We start from the raw sequence: 18,968 nt of genomic DNA on the forward strand, positions 1-18,968 counted from the left end.
ATGAAGAAACTAATACTAATTCAACTTGTGCTATTGTTTTCGATTAAAATATCCGCACAAACAAATAGTGATTTTAAAATTGACTTTTCTAAATACTCTACAAGAGTTTTCTCATATAAAACGAACGCTAATGGTCCAGGTTGGAGGATAACAGTACCCATTGACCTAAATGGTGACGGGCATATTGATTTTGTGTCAACAGGTGATGATATGGCACCTGTGGCTAAGCAAGAGTTCACTTATCTTAATTTTTATGAAAATGATGGCAAGAATAACTTTATAGATAAAACTAAAAAATACTCAAAAGATACATTGTGGAGTATTAGACCGACATGGCCATTAATTGATGATTTTAATTATGATGGAAAGCCTGATATTTATTTTACTGGAGAGCATGTTCATTGCCAAATGGATGTCAATTCCCTTAAGAAATACCCATTTTTAAAGACAGGAATTGATATTGACACTTCTAATAATTTTAGTTTTATAACAAGGCGCCATCATTTGTATTTATCTCAGCCAGATGGAACCTACAAAGATGATGTTTCCTTTATGCAAGGAATGACGCCAGTTTCAACATTTGGAACAGTAGCAGTAGACTTTGACAAAGATGGATATGTAGATATTTTAAATAGTGTTTCTACTGGAAGCGGATGGAATATTGAATTGTTCAAAAACAATGCTGGGAAATCAATGACTAAGTCGTCACCATTCTCAATTTATGGAGGAATTAATCAAAATAACGTTGTTTATTATCGAAATAAAATTGACTCAATAGGGGGTGGAGCTGAAGGACCTGAAAACTTTAAGTTTTATGATGTTAACAATGACAGTTTTTTAGATTTAATCATGCAAGACAGAGAAGGTAATTCTTTGGTAATGTTGTCACAAAACAAGCAATTAGATTTTTATTCACCAGTTAGAAAATTTGATGATTTGGCATCAAACGATTTAGTTAATGGAATGCCAGGTTCAAAACTAGCAGTACGCGGCTTTTACGTTGCCGATTTAAAAAAGAATGGAGAAAAGCAATTGATTGCACATTGGTCAAATGGTGGTGGTGATTACCAGCCAGGTAAAAAGCTATATCAATTGATAAAAGTGTTTGAGTTTAAAAATAATTTTCTTGTCGATGCGACTTCATCCTATTTTTATCCTAACGAAAATAAGGGAAAAAATTATGGAGTTGCTACTTTGTCTTTAATCGATTTAGATCAAAATGGGTATACCGATTTATATCCTAATGGTTTCGATCAAGACGGACAAGGATATCAGGGATATAATGGTAATGACTCAACAATGTACTATAGAAATATAAATGGGAAGTTTAAATTAAGTTCGTTGGGTAAAAAATATAATTTTCCTGAATTTCAACAAATGGAGAAGATTATGAAGCAAAATCAACTTGACACGCTTCGGAAATTTACAATTGCAAATTCAATGATGCCCGTATTTTCTGGACCCAATAAGTCCTTAATTTTTTACTCTCAACAAACTGAGCCTGGTATTGATCGTTCTGCTCTTCCAACAAATGAATTAAGAGATTTGGCGAGGAAGGTTTATTCCGATAGTTTAAATAATCATTATAAAGGATTCGTTCTAAAAATTAACCTATGTGATCCTACAAAAGACTTAGATTTGGATGGTATCGGAGACGGTTGCGATTTGGATATAGATGGCGATGGTGTTAATAATGATAAAGATAATTGTACATTAATGTATAATCCTGATCAGGCAGATACCGATAAAGATGGAAAAGGAAATGCATGTGATGACCCTATCATAATTGATGTGGCACCCACGAAGATTTTGACTAAAAATGGGTATGATATTTTTAGAATCCCTCTTCCCACTAAAGAATTTGGAATTTCTAAATCTGCATTGCCTGTACCGTTTGATAGAGCAATTGTTCCCATTGATATCAATAATGATGGATTAATGGACTTTATTACAAATTATGGCCCTACAGAAAATGGCGAAGAAATAGGTCTAGGCCATATGTCATTACCGTTATATTATATCAATCAAGGAAACTTAAGGTTTAAAAGTTATGTGAATCCTAATTTTCAAGATTATTCTATTTTTCACGCTCTTCAAAATTATGAATTGGCAGACGTGAATGGAGATAAAAAACAAGATATCCTTTTAGGAGGAGAGCACTATCATTTAGAAAATGTGATAACAGGTATGGAGCAGAAAGCCATTAATTGGTTAGCCAATGCTGCAAATCATAGAATTTCTAGAGACTATAGTAAATACCAATTTAAACTGAATAGGTATTACTCATTTAATGACGCTGGATTAATGATTGACAATGTCAAGAAAATAGATAATTCAACGACCATAAATGATTGCGAAGGGCAGTTTAACTCTATTCAATCCATTGGGGTAGGGGATTACGATAATGATAACGATATGGATTATGTTACAATGGCAACTACGCATTGCCAGGGTAATATCGTGAACTATATGCAAAATGATGGTAAAGGGAACTTTACTCTATTTAGAAAGGCTTCACTTTATGTCTTAAGTGAAGGTAGGATGATTAGTTATGATGTGAATGGGGATGGTAAACTTGATATTATTGGAATTGGAAATAGAAGTATGCCAAATAGTCCTATGGAAAAAACTAGTGATATCGTTTATTTTTTAAATCAAGGAGGCGGCACATTTGATTTTGGAAGCCCACAAGTGATAGAGAAAATTACTAATGAGAATAATTTGAGTCAATGTTTAAGATCCTTTAAAATTATTGACTTAAATGGGGATGGTAAAAAAGAGATTATAATTTATTCGACTAATTTATATGCTACGATAGGTGGTGATATTTATAATGATCCTGTTAAGAAAGCAAAACTAGAGCCATTAAATAGAGTATACGTTTTGACACCAAATAACTCAACTTTGTCGAATGTTACTTCACAATATATTGATGATTTAGGTGGATTTGATAAAATCTATTTCAATCACAGTGGAATGCAATTTGAAGATATAAATGGCGATGGATTTATGGATTTATATCCTTACACTACTCAGCATACTTCAGTGAGTTGGAATCAAAAGGATGATATCAATTATTTTGAATGGAATAATACGTCCAAGAAATTTGCTTTCAAGAGTTTAAATGGATTTAATTCTTACTTCAACAGTGGACCATATCAAGGGATGTTTCAAAAAAACAGCTTTGATTTAGTTGATTTAGATAATGATGGCAAGGTTGAATTTATTAGAAGTCATGGAGATAGTTTGACAGTAGTCCGCATATCCAAGCCTGACTGTTTTAAAGCAATTAAGCCCATTTTAAATACTTCCAAATTCACTTTTTGCGCTAGTGATACATTAAAATTATCTATTACGAACAGTGTGAAAAAAGATAAGTACAAATGGTATTTCGGAAGTCAGGTGGATTCTTCTAATGTGACATCTAGGAATTTTATCGATTCGTATAAGGTAATTATAGTTAAAAAGGACAGTTTAGGTTGTGAAACTAGGTCGGACACTTTAGCTGTCACTAAACTAGCTGCTGTTCCATCTCCCACCATCACCGCCACCACACCGCTCACCTTCTGCGCCGGACAAAATGTAGTGCTGACCAGTAATGGGACGAGTAATCAGTGGTATTTGAATGACAAATTGATTGCAAACGCGACAGCTGCAACTTACACTGCAAACGTTGCTGGAACGTATAAAGTGAAGGCGATTAGCGGTGATTGCAGTAGTCCGTTGAGTGCAGCCTCTAATGTCGTAGTAAATCCTATTCCTGCCATTCCTACGATTACGATGGAAGCGAATGGTGGTTTAACTTCGAGTGCTTCGGATGGTAATCAGTGGTATTTAAATGATGTTAAAATTGATAATGCTACCCAAAAAACAATTAATCCTACGAAGAGCGGTAATTATACTGTGAAGGTGGTTACGCCTTGTGCGAGTGAGATTAGTAAGCCTTATAATTTGGTTGTAACTTCGACGGAAGAGACCATTTTAGGTCAGGTATCGGTTTCTCCTAATCCGGTTGGTGGCGAATTTAAGGTGAGCTTCCCTGTCGAATTTGGTAAGACAGCGATGGTTAAAATTGTCGATATGTCTGGAAATGTTCAGTTTAAAAAGGCATCGGTGAATGATGGAGAGCGCATCGATGTGAGGAATTTAAATGGAGGTAATTATATTTTACATTTGCAATCAAATGATAACGCAAATGTGAAAGCGATTAAGGTTAGTAAAGTTGATTAGACGTAGATAGTTAGAAATAAATCAGTTCTATTAAATATACATAACGATTTGAATCTAAGGATTGGTTTTAAGTTAAATAAGTGTCAATTAATACGATATAAAAAACCGTTATGAATAAATACGTATACATAGTATTGATGTGTTTCTTAGCGAATAATCTTTATTCTCTAGAATTATCTACAATCAATTCAGACTTCAAAAAAGGGAAATCAGTATTATTCCAATCTAAGGGTAATGTACTGGAAGAATTATATCGCAATAAACAAAATCATGAAGCTGCAGACTTTTTGAAGACAATAAATAATAAAGGGCTATTTGTTGCAAATAACGATGTCGATAATGATGGAATTGCTGATAATTTAGACAATTGTAAATATTTATATAATCCCTCTCAGCTCGATATTAATAGTGATGGAATAGGAGATATTTGTACATTGGGTAAAGGAATTTTGAAATCTTCAATCTCCGAACTAGCAGATAAGAAAATAGGGGATTCTATTTCATTGAAGGACATTATTCCAGATAGTGTTTTTCAAAAATATAGCGTTGATTTAAGTTTAACTAAATCATTATTTAAACTTAAAGGTAAATCACTTGTCTATTTAAAATCATTTTCAGAATTAGATTCTGATCTAGTACAAATTCCAATTACGTTAAAAATTTCAGAATCTGTAAAAACAATAGATACATTAACAATTCGGAGAATAGATTATGTCAATTGGCCTAAAAACACAGCGAAAATCCAAAATGGATACATCCCTTATTATTACAATTCCTTAACTCAGCAAGTATTAAGTCCATTTAATAAACAGAGGGTAGGGGTATCTCAATTTTTTCCTATGAGGAATTCGAATGACTTCCTGTATTTAGATTTAAATAAAGACGGTAATTTAGATATCGTGGGTAATACGCAACAATTTAACCTACCTCTGCAAAATAAAAATGTTTTTATGGGAGGTTTATTGATTCCCATTTACCTATTAATTGACAAGGAATTTAATATCAAATCTTACTCTGAAAATAGTGCTCATCCTGATATACTATTTCATAATACCGATTATTATTCAGTTGAGGATTTGGATGGTGATGGTTGGAAAGAATTTATTCCTTTTGGTGAGCATTATCATGCACCCGTGATAGACGGAGATTCGGCATCAAAAAAACAACAAGAAGACATTCTTAAGAAATTGGGATTTCTTAAGAATCGAGATTTCAATAGTTGGGGTGCTAAAATTCAAAGATCTTATAAAGTTGTTAATGGTAGATTAGTTGATAACTATAAAAAAATAGTTACGACCCCTGCAACAAATAAATTCTTTTCCTTCATGGGGCATGCATCTGGAGATATTGATAATGATGGAGATGTTGATTTCTTGTTTTCAGGAGGAAGTGAAAATGGTGAAGTATTAGGTGTCTCCTTAAATACAGGGAATGATTCATTGAAAACGAAAACAGTTCAAACGAATGGATATAGTACAAGTCCTGAAGGTCCTAATTTATTGATTGATATGGATAATGATGGATATAAGGATTATTTTTTCAGCGGACAAATATATGATCAAGCTACTAATAAATTTAAAACTGGATATTTAGGCTATATCAAAAATAGGGGAAATGGAGAATTTGATGTTCAAAATCCTGTCTTTTATAATCAATTTGCCAATATTGAACTTTCCTCGAAAAATATATTTGAATTAGATTTAAATAAAGATGGGAAAAAGGAAATTGTCGTTTTTAGATCAAGAGGTTTGGGTAGTATAAACCCGGGATTAGATACATCAAAAATCAGTTCTCAAATTTTAGTATTAGAGGTAAAGGGAGATGGAACAATTATAGATAAGACCACAACATATTTTGATAAAAACACAACATCAAAGACCTTATCTGGTTCAAATTGGTTGTTTTATGAGGATATAGATGGAGATAAAATCAAAGATTTTTTTCCTTATTATTTTGCTGATACCACATTTGCAAATTATTTCAAGGAATATACTTTGTTTAACGGCTATTGGGAAAAGGCAAATGCAAATACTGTTTACTTCAAGGGCGATGCATTGGGTAATTTTAAATTTACCAACCTTGGCAATTTTAAGTTTACAGATGAGATGCCTTATTTTGGGAGGGAGAATTCAGAGAGAATTGGTAACAGAATGTTTCCTAAAGATTTAAATGGGGATGGAACGGCTGAATTATTAGTAGCACCTCATATAGGGATTAATTTGATAATATTTAAGTTAGCAACAGCTAAAGAAAAACTTTGCTCTAACGCCACAAAGCCAATTATAAACACATCGAAATTCACTTTTTGCGCCAGTGATACATTAAAATTATCGATTACGAACAGTGTAAAAAAAGATAAATACAAATGGTATTTTGGATCTCAAGTGGATTCCACTAATGTTACTTCTAAGGGTTTTGTTGATTCCTATAAGGTGTTAATAGTTAAAACAGATAGCTTGGGTTGTGAGTCAAAATCTGACACTTTGGTTTTAACGAAGTTAGCAACAATCACTACCCCCACCATCACCGCCACCACACCACTCATATTCTGCGCAGGACAAAATGTGGTGCTGACCAGTAATGGGGCTAATAATCAATGGTATATAAATGGTAGTGCTATAGCTAACGCAACTATGGCTACGTATTCAGCCAATGTTTCAGGTACATATAAAGTGAAATCAATAAGCGGTGAATGTAGTAGCCTATTAAGTTCAGCTGTAAATGTTGTTGTTAATCCAACTCCCAATGTGCCATTGATTTCTAATTCAACATCATTGGCTTTTTGTTCAGGTCAAAATGTTGTTTTAACGAGTAATGGGCCTAATAATCAGTGGTATCAAGATGGGAATATTATAAGTAATGCTAATTCAAGCACATTCACAGCCACTGGTTCTGGAGTATATAAAGTTCGAGCATCTTTAGGAGATTGTGTAAGCGAATTAAGCGCTGGCGTCAGTGTATTAGTGACCACTACACCAGCCACCCCCACTATCACCGCCACCACACCACTCACCTTCTGCGCCGGACAAAATGTAGTGCTGACCAGTAATGGGGCGAGCAATCAGTGGTATTTGAATGACAAATTGATTACAAATGCGACTGCGGCGACTTACACCGCAAATGCTGCTGGAACGTATAAAGTGAAGGCGATTAGTGGTGATTGCAGCAGTCCGTTGAGTGCGGCTTCTAATGTTGTAGTAAATCCTATTCCTGCCATTCCTACGATTACGATGGAAGCGAATGGTGGTTTAACTTCGAGTGCTTCGGATGGGAATCAGTGGTATTTTAATGATGTCAAAATTGATAATGCCACGCAAAAGACTATTAACCCAACGAAGAGCGGTAATTATACAGTGAAGGTGGTTACGCCTTGCGCAAGCGAGATAAGTAAACCTTATAACCTTGTGGTTACTTCGACAGAGGAAACCATTTTAGGTCAGGTGTCAGTTTCTCCTAATCCAGTAACTGGAGAATTTAAAGTAAGCTTCCCTGTCGAATTTGGTAAGACAGCGATGGTTAAAATTGTCGATATGTCTGGAAATGTTCAGTTTAAAAAGGCATCGGTGAATGATGGAGAGCGCATCGATGTGAGGAATTTAAATGGAGGTAATTATATTTTACATTTGCAATCAAATGATAACGCAAATGTGAAAGCGATTAAGGTTAGTAAAATACTATAAGCATTTATGTCCACCAGCACCACCCTAAAAAGAATCGATTCCATCGACGTATTACGTGGCATTGTCATGGTCATCATGGCCATTGATCATGTGCGGGATTTTGTACACGATCAGGCCTATACGGGTGACCCGCTGAATGTGTTGACGACGACCCCTGTATTGTATTTTACGCGGTGGATCACGCATCTGTGTGCGCCTACGTTTGTTTTTCTGTCGGGGCTTTCTATTTATTTGCAAAGTATTCGAAAGTCAAAAGCGGAATTGATTTCGTTCCTGTTTAAGCGGGGGATTTGGTTGATTTTCGTGGAATTGGTCTTGATATCTTTAGCCATTACGTTTAATCCATTTTATAATTTAGTCTTACTGCAGGTTATTTGGGCGATTGGGATTAGCATGATTATTTTAGCTTTTCTGAGTCGTCTGCCGTTTAAAGTGGTTTTGGCCATTGGGTTGGTGATTGTTTTGGGGCATAATGTGTTGGACTTTTGGGAGGCTGAGCCTGGGTTTAAGGCAGGGTTTTGGTGGGATTTGTTTCACCATGGTTTATTTGCGGTTTATCCTATCGTAGGTGATCATTACCTGGCCATTATGTACCCTTTTGTCCCTTGGACGGGTTTGATGATTTTAGGTTATTGTTTTGGAGTTTTCTTTACTGCCAAATTCACAGCGACTGAAAGACAAAAAATCTTAACAAGGATCGGGTCATTCTTATTGGTCTTTTTTGTGGTTCTGAGAGCGATTAATGTCTATGGCGATCCGCACCCGTGGTCGACTCAGGCAAATGGGTTCGATACCTTTTTGTCCTTTATCAATGTAAACAAATACCCGCCTTCTTTGGCTTACATGTCCGTGATGATTGGGATAGCTATTTTAGCTCTGGCTTTTTTAGAAAATATTCATAATAAACTGACGAACGTATTCCAGACATTCGGTAGAACTGCTTTTTTCTATTATATCGTGCATTTTTACCTAGCGCACCTAATAACGGCGGCGTTATTTTTTTACAGGGGACATTCGCTTGATGATGCTATGAAAGCGCTTCAAAAAATCCCTTTTCTTTTTCAAATTGCGGGAGAAGGGTATAGTCTAGAAATCGTGTACTTGATTTGGATTCTGCTAATTGCCGGCCTGTATCCCTTGTGTAAGTGGTATGATTCCTACAAGACGGCACACAAGGAAAAGTGGTGGTTGAGTTATTTGTAGTTTGTTAAAGCCCATAAAAAAAGCCACCTGCTATCAGGTGGCTTTTTTATTACGTAAACCGCTAATTACTTAGTCGCAGGTGCCGCAGGAGCCGCAGGTGCTAAATCTGAATTCCAGATATCTCTAATAGCTATTAATTTGCCATCTACACGTTTGAAAACACCCATGTATTTTCCTTTATCTAAAGAAGTTCCATCCGGTGTGAAATGCTCGTATGTACCATAAGTAGTAATCGTATTTTCATCTCCCATAGCATCTCCTAAAGTAAGATTAGTGGTGCCAATAAATTTAAATGGTTCGACTACACTTTTTTGGATATTGGCTCTTCCTTCAGTTGAAACTGCATTTGGGGCCATCCGCACTGCATCTTCAGCGAATAAATTAGCAAAGCCGACCGAGTCTTTATTTTTTACAATAGTTTCGAAATTTACCTGCCAATCTTCTACATCTTTTTTGACAGCCTCGATGTCGAAAGCAGCAGCTTTTTCGGCTTTTTGTTCACATGAAGTGAAAATCATTGTCCCTAATACAAGGGGTAGAATTAGTTTTTTCATTGTTTGATATGTTTAAGGTTTCCAAAAGATAGTTAAATAAAATCACATTTTAAACATATTCTGTCTTTGCACATTTTATCCGTTTAGATTTAATACCTTTAGCTAAATTATCAACAACCTATGAAACACATTCTTCTCGCATTCTGCACGTTAGCTTTTTTATTCTCGTGCAGTAAAGAAGAACAGGTGCCGGTTCAAACGACACCTACTCTTGATTTTTCAAACGCTGAATTCTACCTCAGCCTTCCTAAACAGAAATCCTTTTTTCAGAAAATTGATAAGCCTGGAGCGAATGGTTCAGGCGATCTGTTGGTTGTAAATCCTGATTTAACATTTCAAACTATCGATGGTTTTGGATTGGCCTTGACGGGAGGGAGTGCGCAAGTGATGTATCGCTTGGAACCGGTGAAGAGGGCTGCGTTGTTGCAGGAGTTGTTTGGGAAAAATGGGATGACCGTGTTGCGCATTAGTGTGGGGGCGTCTGATTTAGATTCAGCGGTATTTTCTTATGAGGATGAGCCAGGAACATTTAGTTTGGCCAAATCGAAACCGGACTTAATTCCCCTGTTGAAGGAAATTATAGCGATTAATCCGGCCATTAAAATTATGGCGTCACCCTGGTCTGCGCCTATTTGGATGAAGGACAATTATTCTAGCAGGGGCGGCTCGTTGATGGAAAAATACTATGTCACCTACGCGGAATATTTAGCGAAGTATATACAGGAGATGGCCAAAGAAGGTATTCCGATTTGGTCCTTAACTCCGCAGAATGAACCCTTGAATCCAGGCAATAATCCGAGTATGTACATGAGTGCATTGATGCAGGGTACTTTTGTTGCCAAAGCTTTGGGACCTGTATTTGAAAAACAAGGTATTCAGACGAAAATTGTCATTTATGATCACAATTGCGATCACCCAGAATATGCGATTGAATTATTAAATGTGCCGGAGGTTCGAAAGTATGTGAACGGTTCTGCCTTTCACTTGTATGGTGGGGATATATCGGCCATGAGTCAAGTACAAAGGGCACATCCTGATAAAGATTTGTATTTTACAGAGCAGTGGACCGGTGCGAAGGGAGATTTTGCAAGTGAGTTTATGTGGCACATGAAAAATGTCATTATAGGTTCAGTTAATAATCATGCCAAAGCAGTCATTGAATGGAATCTAGCCACCGATCCTACCTATGGCCCTCACACGCCTGGCGGATGTTCGGAATGTCTAGGCGCCTTAACTATTGGTGGCCAGGAAATCACTCGAAATCAATCGTATTACATCGTCATGCAAGCGGCTAAATTTATCCCTCCAGGATCTGTTCGCATAGGCATTTCTGCTCCATTGGGTATTCAGGCGGCGGCTTTCAAGCGACCTGATGGAAAAATAGTCGTGCTGGTTCAAAATGAGGGAGCTAAAAAGAGTATATCCCTAGGCAAGCAGAATATAGAATTAGCAGCGGATTCGGTTTTGACGATTGTGCTATAAACTATTCCACGCCTCCTTCACTCAGCGCCTTTCTTTGAAGTTTCCGTATAGCCGTTTCGATCGATTTTTCGGGTTCAATGATATTGTATTTACCCCAAAAATCTGGATCCCCTAAACTCTTCACCTTGTCGGACATGATGACATTGGAACTTAGTTTTTGGGTATCTGGATTCTCTTTGTTTTCTTGTTTTTTCCAGTCGGTCACCGCCATTTCGATGGAGGTGGTGTAGACGGTGTTGAAGATACGTTTGGCCCAATTCAATTTAAACGTCAAATCCGCGCGAGAATAGGCATAAATCCACTTGTCTTTTTGTTGTCTATAGTTAATCTGGTAGCGGACTTCAGTAGGGTAGATGTCAAGGCCGGCTGGCTTTTTGCGGGTGAACATGAGTCCGGCTTTGACTTTATTTTCGACATTTAGGGCGAAAGTAGCACTAACGACGGCCAAACTCTTCGCATCGATGTATAATTTCCCGTAATAAAGCGGGGTTTCGATGCCTTGTTTTTGTTTGAAGGCTAATACCAAAACCTGGTTGTCATTTATCTGGGTGTTTTCTTCTAGGTTGAAATCGTACAGGTCGAAGGCCTCGTTTGAAAAGATAAAGTCAGGATACTTCACTAAATCGATGAACAGGGCGGAAAATGGACCACCTTGGAGTTTGAAATTGACTGTGTCTAACTTCGAGTAATCGGCATTTTTTCTGCCCTTGTATAGACTGATTTGATCTTGTGAACCACTTTGGAAGGGTTGCTTTAGCACATTAATGATGGACTCAGAAAGGGAGACGTATGTGCGGCGTTTGCGAATGGTTTCGCGGTAGAAAGCCGTCATTTGGATGGGATCGTCGCCATAGTTTTGTAGACGATTTGCCAAAACCCCAGCATAGATATTTTTTGCATCACCACCTTTTACTACCACCTCTTCCAGAAAGGTTGTGCTGGGTTCTAAATACAACACATTCTTTTCGGGCTTTAAATCTTGGATGGAAACGACTTTGTTTCTATAGCCTAGGAAGGAAATGAGGAGGGTTGCATGCTGATTTTCGGCAGGAACTTTGATGGAAAATTTACCCTCGCTATTACTGATGGTGGAGATGGTGGTTCCGGAAACGGTGATGCTCGCGTAGATGAGTTCGTTTCTTGTTTTGCTGTCCAAAACCGATCCTTTAAACTGCTTGAACAAACTCGAATCTTCCTTAGCATAAACAGAAAAACGTGCCTCTGAGGGCATCGAAGCAAACAGCAGGAAGAACAATCCCATTATTCCTCGCACAAAAAATAGTAGGTTAGGTTTCATTCGGTTATTACGATTAGTTGGATGAATAAATATATAACAAAGTAAAAAACAAAAGTGTTTTAAACTACGATTTTATTGGTAATGTGATGAGAGGTAAATGTGAGTAAGAAGGTAAATAGGGTAAGTATTTGATTTTGTTTTTAGAGATTAAATCTTTTTCCCTAATAAATAAACCTCTCGTGCTACCCACTGTGATATTCCTGCCGTAAAATAAAAAAAAGCCACCCGTACAGGGTGGCTTTTTTTATGATGTGTTTAATGTTTTTAGTTAACTGCCATATTTACGTGGAACTTCCACTCATCATTGGTTTTCTTTAGGAAGTAAAGACCTCTTCCCTTGGCTATTATTTCATTTGCAGAATTATATCTGCTGAAATATGCGTCTAAGTAACAAGCACTTTCAGATAGTTTTACTAGTTCAATTGCATCTGTTTTAGAGTATGCATAACCTGGTTCAACTCCTTTTTCTCTAAACCTTTTAATAACCTCTAAAAAGCTGGACTTGTCTTGTAAAATCATTGGACTTCCAACCATCAACGTTACTGGATATTGAAATTGATTTCCTAGAGTCTCATAATCAGCCTTTGTAAATGCGCTGATATAATTTTCCCATTTTTGGACAAAAAACTCTTTTGATGGGAAGGAAGATGTTGAACTCTGTGCTTGATTTACAAAAGGTAACATCAAGAATAATAATAGGATGCTTCGTTTCATGTTAGATTATTTAATAACTAAATTAATGAAACGACCAAATTATTCAAACATCATCTTTTATAATGAATGGAGTACTAAAATTTACTTTTTTTAAGTAATGACTGTTTAGATTTAAACAAACTGTCATCTGAAATCCCCGCTCGTGCTACCCACTCTGCTACCGCTGCCGTAAAATAAAAAAACCACCTCGTTTGAGGTGGTTTCTGTGGTCCCACTAGTTGACTCGGTTCGTACACTAACGAATCTTAATCGTATCAAAACCGAATCGGTTAAATCTATTTGATATTTTTGGATTTTCTGAACTCATTAGTGTTCGTTGAAATCAGTGTATCGTGCTCTCTTATTTGCTGCTCGATTTGAGTCATTCTACTTCCTGAAAATACGGCTTTGTTTAATTTAAAACAAAGATGAAGACCTTCGTTTACCGTTAAATAAGATTTTTCATATTAGAACTTTGAATTAGTTAATTTGGTTGAAATATCTATTCAAATTATGCTAAATCGAATCTCTGTTCTTTTTTTATCAATTGCTGTTTTTTCTTGTTCTAAAGAGATTATCCAACAAAAACTTACCGTTGATTGGACTCCTTTAAATGGTGGTACTGTTTCCCCTCCAACTAATGCTTTTGAAAAAGGAACGGTGGTTTCAATGATTGCTACACCTGCAGGTGAATATACATTTAAACAATGGAGTGGTAGTTTATCTGGAACGAATAATCCTTCTCCACTTACAATCGATGCGGATAAACAAGTAACTGGTGTATTTGAAAAACGTCAGTATCCATTATCATTAACGATTGAAGGTAGTGGAACGGTGAAAGAAGAGGTAATTGCAGTAGCAACACAGTCTCAATACCCGTCAGGTACCACTGTGAGATTAACTCCTCAACCAGCCGATAAATATGAATTTGGAGGATGGTCAGGTGATTTAACAAGTACATCTAACCCATTAGACCTAAAGATTGATAAACCGATTAGTCTTAAAGCATTATTTCAGCAGATTAAGTTTCCTGGTTACAAAGTAGACCCGAATGCCAGACAATTAGGATTCAATTATTGGCATCGTGGAACAGGGGTTATGGCTGATTTATATATTGCTCTCTTTCAGAAGCCATTAGGGACTAGAAGTAAATATGGAACATTTTTTAATGGGGTAACTACTGGAGATTTTAATAATGATGGTTGGGTTGATATTTTTAATGCCGGTGCAAATTATATTATTCCACAAGCCAATTTTACTTTTTTAATTTGGAACCCAATTCTAAAGACATTTGAAGAAAAAAATCTATTCAACGATAAAAGCTTTTCAACTTTCGGTGGAAATAAGCATACTATCAAACCTTATTACATCAATGAGGATAATTATGTCGATCTAATAATTTTTGATAATGGGGATGAAGGTCTGTCAAATTCTAAAGACGAACCTGTTAGAATAGTATTGAGTGATTCTAAAGGCGGATATGATCTAAAAGAAATTCCTACTTCTGAAGCGGAGTCGCCGGTTTGGAAAAAGGAGAAAGGGGCATTAGGGGATTTGAATGGGGATGGGATTTTAGATTTAGTGCTTCCTGAAAATCTATTTCTTTATATCTATTGGGGCCAAAAAGATTTCCCATACTTTACACAAACAAATAGAGCAAAATTTGTAGGGGACTTTACAAATTTTGGAAATACAAGTGATAATGGTTTTGGTGAAAAAGTTCCAAATATTGCTGGAAATTCATTTACTACTCACATATATGATGTTAATAAGGATGGTAAAAATGACATTTTTATAGGTGTTGGTGAAGAACACAAAAATGATGGTTATAATAGGCAGGCACGAATTTTAATTAATCAAGGAAGCGGTCGTTTCAATTCCAATGGAGTGATTTACTTGCCCTATTTTTATCCTAATGACGAAATAAGTAATGGAGTTCAAGACGTTGTTATGGAAGATCTGAATGGAGATGGATTAAATGATTTTATTGCAGTTAATGATCAAATGTATTTCAATCCGAATAGATGGGCTCCTTGGGAAATATTTGCTTATATACAGCAGAAAGATGGGTCTTTCGTAATAGATAAAAATCTTGTTCAATATAACTCATCAACAAGAAATGGTTCTTGGAAAGTACATTTAAATTATTTCGATTATAACGGTGATGGCAAAAAGGATCTTGGATATTTAGATTCTGCAGATAACGGTGAATTAGCTACAAAAACTGTATTCATTAGAACTGGTGATAAATTTATTGAAACTGATTTTTATCAATATGATGACTATGCAAAGAGTCTATTGCCAACATTGAGGAAATAAAATAATGACAATTGAAGTCACTAACTAAGTGTCAAATACAGTTTTTTGTATTTTTCTGAAAAATATAGAATATATGAAATTCGGTATCAGAAAAGTATCTATATCAAAGAGTATTGCCGCACGGACATCTTTGACTCGTATTGCTAAAAACAGTCTGGGTTTAAAAGCTCCAAGGGGGTTTGGCTGGTTGACTAATCCAAAGAAAGCGTTGTATAATAAAGTTTACAATAAGACCTCAGTAAGTGTTTTTAGTTCGAAATTTTGGAATTGGTTTAAGTAATGTGTGATGTAAACGGTCCTTTCAAGTTATGTACGTGTGAATCTAGTGTAGATGAATCGAAACCTCATTGGGTGTTACATCGTCATTTGCAAAACAAGGAGGAGATTCAAATTATGGGGCTGTATAATCAACCAGATCCCTATACTACGCTTTCTGAGCGAAGTCTTCAGCGTAGGTTGAATTCGGTAAATGTGTTTGATTTTGAATATTCTCCTGAAGAGGGTGATTATTTAGAACTGTTTTTGAATCCAACGTTAGAGTACGATGAGGATGGTGAGGCGTACGTAGATGAGTTTTATCCTGAATATACTTTAGAGTTCCGGAAGGCTAAGTGGCATTTGTTAGTAACTTTTGAAAAATACATTTTCGAACATAAGCGGGTTCAATCGGGAGAAATAAGGGGGGCAAAATCGCAGTTAACCATCGCCTTCGAACATTTTAAAAAAAATGCGAGTGAGGATCAGCAACATAAATTTATGTTCTTTAGTAATCATTACATTGACCCGTTAGTAAGACGTTCAAAGAAAGGTTTGATTGAGTATTTTATGAATTTTGAGGAAGTGAAAAATTGACAATTCCAACTCTTTTTAAAAATTATCAGTTTCTTGATAATTTTCATCTTGAAGGATTGTTTTTAATGCTTAATGGTATCTTGCACTCAGAACGGCAACCCCGTTCACATTAGTGGTTAGGTATTATAAAAGGGGAGTTGGATTTAATCCTCTCCTTTTTTTGTGTATTTTTAATCATATGAAAAAACTTCTATTCATCACCTTGGTGCACATATTTCTTATTGGATGTGATACTAAACCCATAGATTATTCTAAACATACTCGCAAATCGTCATACGTTCGAGCTGGTTCAACGCAGACAGGTCGTCTAAGTAAATCACACGCAAGGAGAGGAGTAAGTCTCTCCAGTCGAGCGTTTAAGAATCGATTGAATTCTCGTAGTTATTATAACCGGAATAAAAATAGGAGGAAGTTAATGAGGGCTAATTGATTAAAGATTAGGCATACAGTAATCAACAAACTCTTCAAATTCTGCATCATCAATAAAATATTGATCATACTCTTCGTCTTTACCAGGATCTACCTCTTTTGTTTTTGCTAAATCAATACAGGCACCTTCGTAATCCTTCAATTTTGCTTTTAGGATGCTTCTGATATAGTATATTCTGCCTTCTCCACCTGTTGGATCTAGTTTTAAACTCTCGTTATAGCTTTGAAGAGCGTCTTCATAATATAGAGCTGCCTCTTGAGCAAAACCCAACAAAGCAAATGATAAAGCTTTAGCTTCCTTGCTTCCACCAGATTTTAAAAGTATTTCTATTTCTCTTTTCCGTAATTCAATTTCCTCATCGTGGTAACCTAATTCATAGAGACACTTTAAAGCTTTGTTCAATACTTCTGTGTCTTCTGGAAGAATTGCCAATGCTCTGGTATAATCATTTAGTGCATCTTCAATCTTTCCTTTTTGTTTTTTTAAGTCTCCTCGAAGTATAATCATTTCGACATCGAAACGGTGATCTGCAAAGAAGCTATCCACAACAGCAGATGCGTTTTCGAAAAGTTTAGATTTAACTAAGCATCGTGTTTTCGAAATAAGACTTGGAGTATGTTTGGGAGATATTACCAATGCCTCATCATAGTAAATGACGGCCTCTTCAAAGTTTTCTTCATATTGATATGTTAAAGCTAGGTTGTATCTATAGACAACCTTTTCTGGGAGTAGTTCTATTGCTTGATTTAAGTATTTTCGAGACTCTTCGTATTTATCAAGCCATAGATAATCATATCCTATTGAACCCAATGTCTCTCCTGATTGATTGTATTTGAGTAATTCAAGGTTGTCTTTAAGAGCTAAGTCAAATTTTTGGAGTTTTTCATAACATAAAGCTCTATTTCCTATAGCCTTTTCATCCTTTGGATTGATTTTTAATGCTAAAGTTAAATTAGTTGCAGCCTTTGTGTAGTCTCCTTTGTCAAAATAGTTAGCCGCTTTGCTTTTATAAATTGTTGATGTTTGCGCAAACGTTGCGAATGTGAGTAGAATAAAGATAATAAGTGCTAATTTTTTCATATCAAAGTTTTAGTTTTTTAAAGGAACCGGAACCAATTTGGGTTTAGGTTTTAAAATTATTTCAATCCACTCAACTAGATTCATCTTGTGTTTATTGCGTTAATAATCGAAAGCTCTCGATAGTTTTTGACAATTAGGGTCAAGACCTCTTTTTTTGACTTTATTTGTCAAGATATTTGTCCTTAAATCTTTTGTTTTATTAAATGGTAAATTCTCTGCCATTTGAAGTCAATCGCTTGCAGTTTAGTATCTTAAAGTGCTAAGTTTAGATTTTAATAATCTAATCTATGTTTAATCAGAATCGTATACTTCGTGTTTTCAAGTTGATTACTCTGTTGAAGACTTTCCCAGCGAAGTCTATTAAAAGATTGGCCTCAACTTTAGAAATATCTGAACGCAGTTGCTATCGTTATATGGATTTGTTGGATGAATTGGGCTTCGAAGTGAGTAAGGATGAAAACAATAAATTCTCATTAAAAGCTGATCAGATTGTAGATCCATTCACTAAAGAAGAGTCCCATTTAATCCAGGAGGTATTAACCATTTCGGTGAAGAATAATCCACTAGTGAAATCGATAAAGGCTAAACTACCTTCTCTTGAGGAAACTAATATTCTCGCTAATAATATAGTAAATGGCCATTTATCTAAATTAGTTTCTCAAATCAACGAAGCCATTTTAAATAAAACACAAATCATTATTCATAAGTACCAATCTGCTAATACGGAAAGTATTACAGATAGACTAGTTGAGCCGGTGGGGTTTACAGATAACTATGGATTTCTATGTGCATATGAAATTGAATCAAATCAAAATAAGTATTTCAAAGTAGAGAGAATGGGAAGTGTAGAATTATTAGATGTTAAGTGCAAGTTCGAATCCCTTCATAAATTATATAAACCTGATGTATTTGGATTTAATGATTCAGGAGAAAAATTTAATATTAAACTGAGATTGTCGATGCGTGCTCAATTATGGATAAAAGATGATTATCCTGAAACGAGCACTTATTTAAAGGATTTAGGGAATGGTTCTTGGTTATTAGAGGTTGAGGTGTTCAATATGGAGCCAGTAAATCGTATCCTAAGAAGTATGCCAAATGATATTGAGGCCGTTTAAATATTGTTTTGCCAAGCCGCTTAAAAAAAA

11 protein-coding genes are annotated in these 18,968 nt (G+C 35.7%); 7 read left to right on the forward strand and 4 right to left on the reverse strand.

What is annotated here, in order from left to right; all coding sequences use genetic code 11:
• From G9X62_RS03165 to G9X62_RS03175, 3 genes are all read left to right on the forward strand, one after another.
• Positions 1–4,230, forward strand: a complete 4,230-nt coding sequence (locus G9X62_RS03165) for an FG-GAP-like repeat-containing protein (protein WP_223131360.1) — start codon at positions 1–3, stop codon at positions 4,228–4,230.
• A 110-nt stretch (positions 4,231–4,340) separates the two neighbouring features.
• Complete coding sequence (locus G9X62_RS03170; protein WP_223131361.1) at positions 4,341–7,910, forward strand: T9SS type A sorting domain-containing protein; 3,570 nt, start codon at positions 4,341–4,343, stop codon at positions 7,908–7,910.
• Positions 7,911–7,916: 6 nt separating this feature from the next.
• Complete coding sequence (locus G9X62_RS03175; protein WP_223131362.1) at positions 7,917–9,113, forward strand: DUF1624 domain-containing protein; 1,197 nt, start codon at positions 7,917–7,919, stop codon at positions 9,111–9,113.
• 65 nt (positions 9,114–9,178) lie between these two features.
• Here the strand turns inward: G9X62_RS03175 and G9X62_RS03180 are convergent, their stop codons facing one another.
• Positions 9,179–9,667, reverse strand: coding sequence for a YybH family protein (locus G9X62_RS03180; RefSeq protein ID WP_223131363.1), 489 nt, complete (start codon positions 9,665–9,667; stop codon positions 9,179–9,181).
• A gap of 120 nt (positions 9,668–9,787) precedes the next feature.
• On the opposite strand from G9X62_RS03180, the gene G9X62_RS03185 reads away from it, so the two are divergent.
• Positions 9,788–11,149: a glycoside hydrolase family 30 protein gene (locus G9X62_RS03185; protein ID WP_223131364.1), complete on the forward strand. Its 1,362-nt coding sequence runs from the start codon at positions 9,788–9,790 to the stop codon at positions 11,147–11,149.
• A gap of 1 nt (position 11,150) precedes the next feature.
• On the opposite strand, the gene G9X62_RS03190 is transcribed toward G9X62_RS03185, so the two are convergent.
• Positions 11,151–12,446, reverse strand: coding sequence for a carboxypeptidase-like regulatory domain-containing protein (locus tag G9X62_RS03190; RefSeq protein ID WP_223131365.1), 1,296 nt, complete (start codon positions 12,444–12,446; stop codon positions 11,151–11,153).
• Positions 12,447–12,710: 264 nt separating this feature from the next.
• Positions 12,711–13,160 carry a hypothetical protein gene (locus G9X62_RS03195; RefSeq protein ID WP_223131366.1) on the reverse strand — a complete coding sequence of 150 codons (450 nt, stop codon included), beginning with the start codon at positions 13,158–13,160 and terminating at the stop codon, positions 12,711–12,713.
• Between the two features lie 492 nt (positions 13,161–13,652).
• On the opposite strand from G9X62_RS03195, the gene G9X62_RS03200 reads away from it, so the two are divergent.
• Positions 13,653–15,458: a VCBS repeat-containing protein gene (locus G9X62_RS03200; RefSeq protein ID WP_223131367.1), complete on the forward strand. Its 1,806-nt coding sequence runs from the start codon at positions 13,653–13,655 to the stop codon at positions 15,456–15,458.
• A 279-nt stretch (positions 15,459–15,737) separates the two neighbouring features.
• A complete protein-coding gene (locus G9X62_RS03205) occupies positions 15,738–16,310 on the forward strand; it encodes a hypothetical protein (RefSeq protein WP_223131368.1) in 573 nt (190 codons plus the stop codon).
• A gap of 430 nt (positions 16,311–16,740) precedes the next feature.
• Here G9X62_RS03205 and G9X62_RS03210 read toward each other — a convergent pair whose 3' ends face one another.
• The gene (locus G9X62_RS03210; RefSeq protein WP_223131369.1) at positions 16,741–17,820 is read right to left on the reverse strand and encodes a tetratricopeptide repeat protein; all 1,080 of its coding nucleotides are present in this window, start codon (positions 17,818–17,820) and stop codon (positions 16,741–16,743) included.
• Between the two features lie 287 nt (positions 17,821–18,107).
• Here G9X62_RS03210 and G9X62_RS03215 point away from each other — a divergent pair, with 287 nt between their 5' ends.
• A complete protein-coding gene (locus G9X62_RS03215) occupies positions 18,108–18,938 on the forward strand; it encodes a helix-turn-helix transcriptional regulator (protein ID WP_223131370.1) in 831 nt (276 codons plus the stop codon).
• The last annotated feature ends 30 nt before the right edge of the window (positions 18,939–18,968 follow it).

This window comes from Aquirufa lenticrescens (assembly GCF_019916085.1).
In the GTDB taxonomy this organism is placed as follows: Bacteria; Bacteroidota; Bacteroidia; order Cytophagales; family Spirosomataceae; genus Aquirufa; species Aquirufa lenticrescens.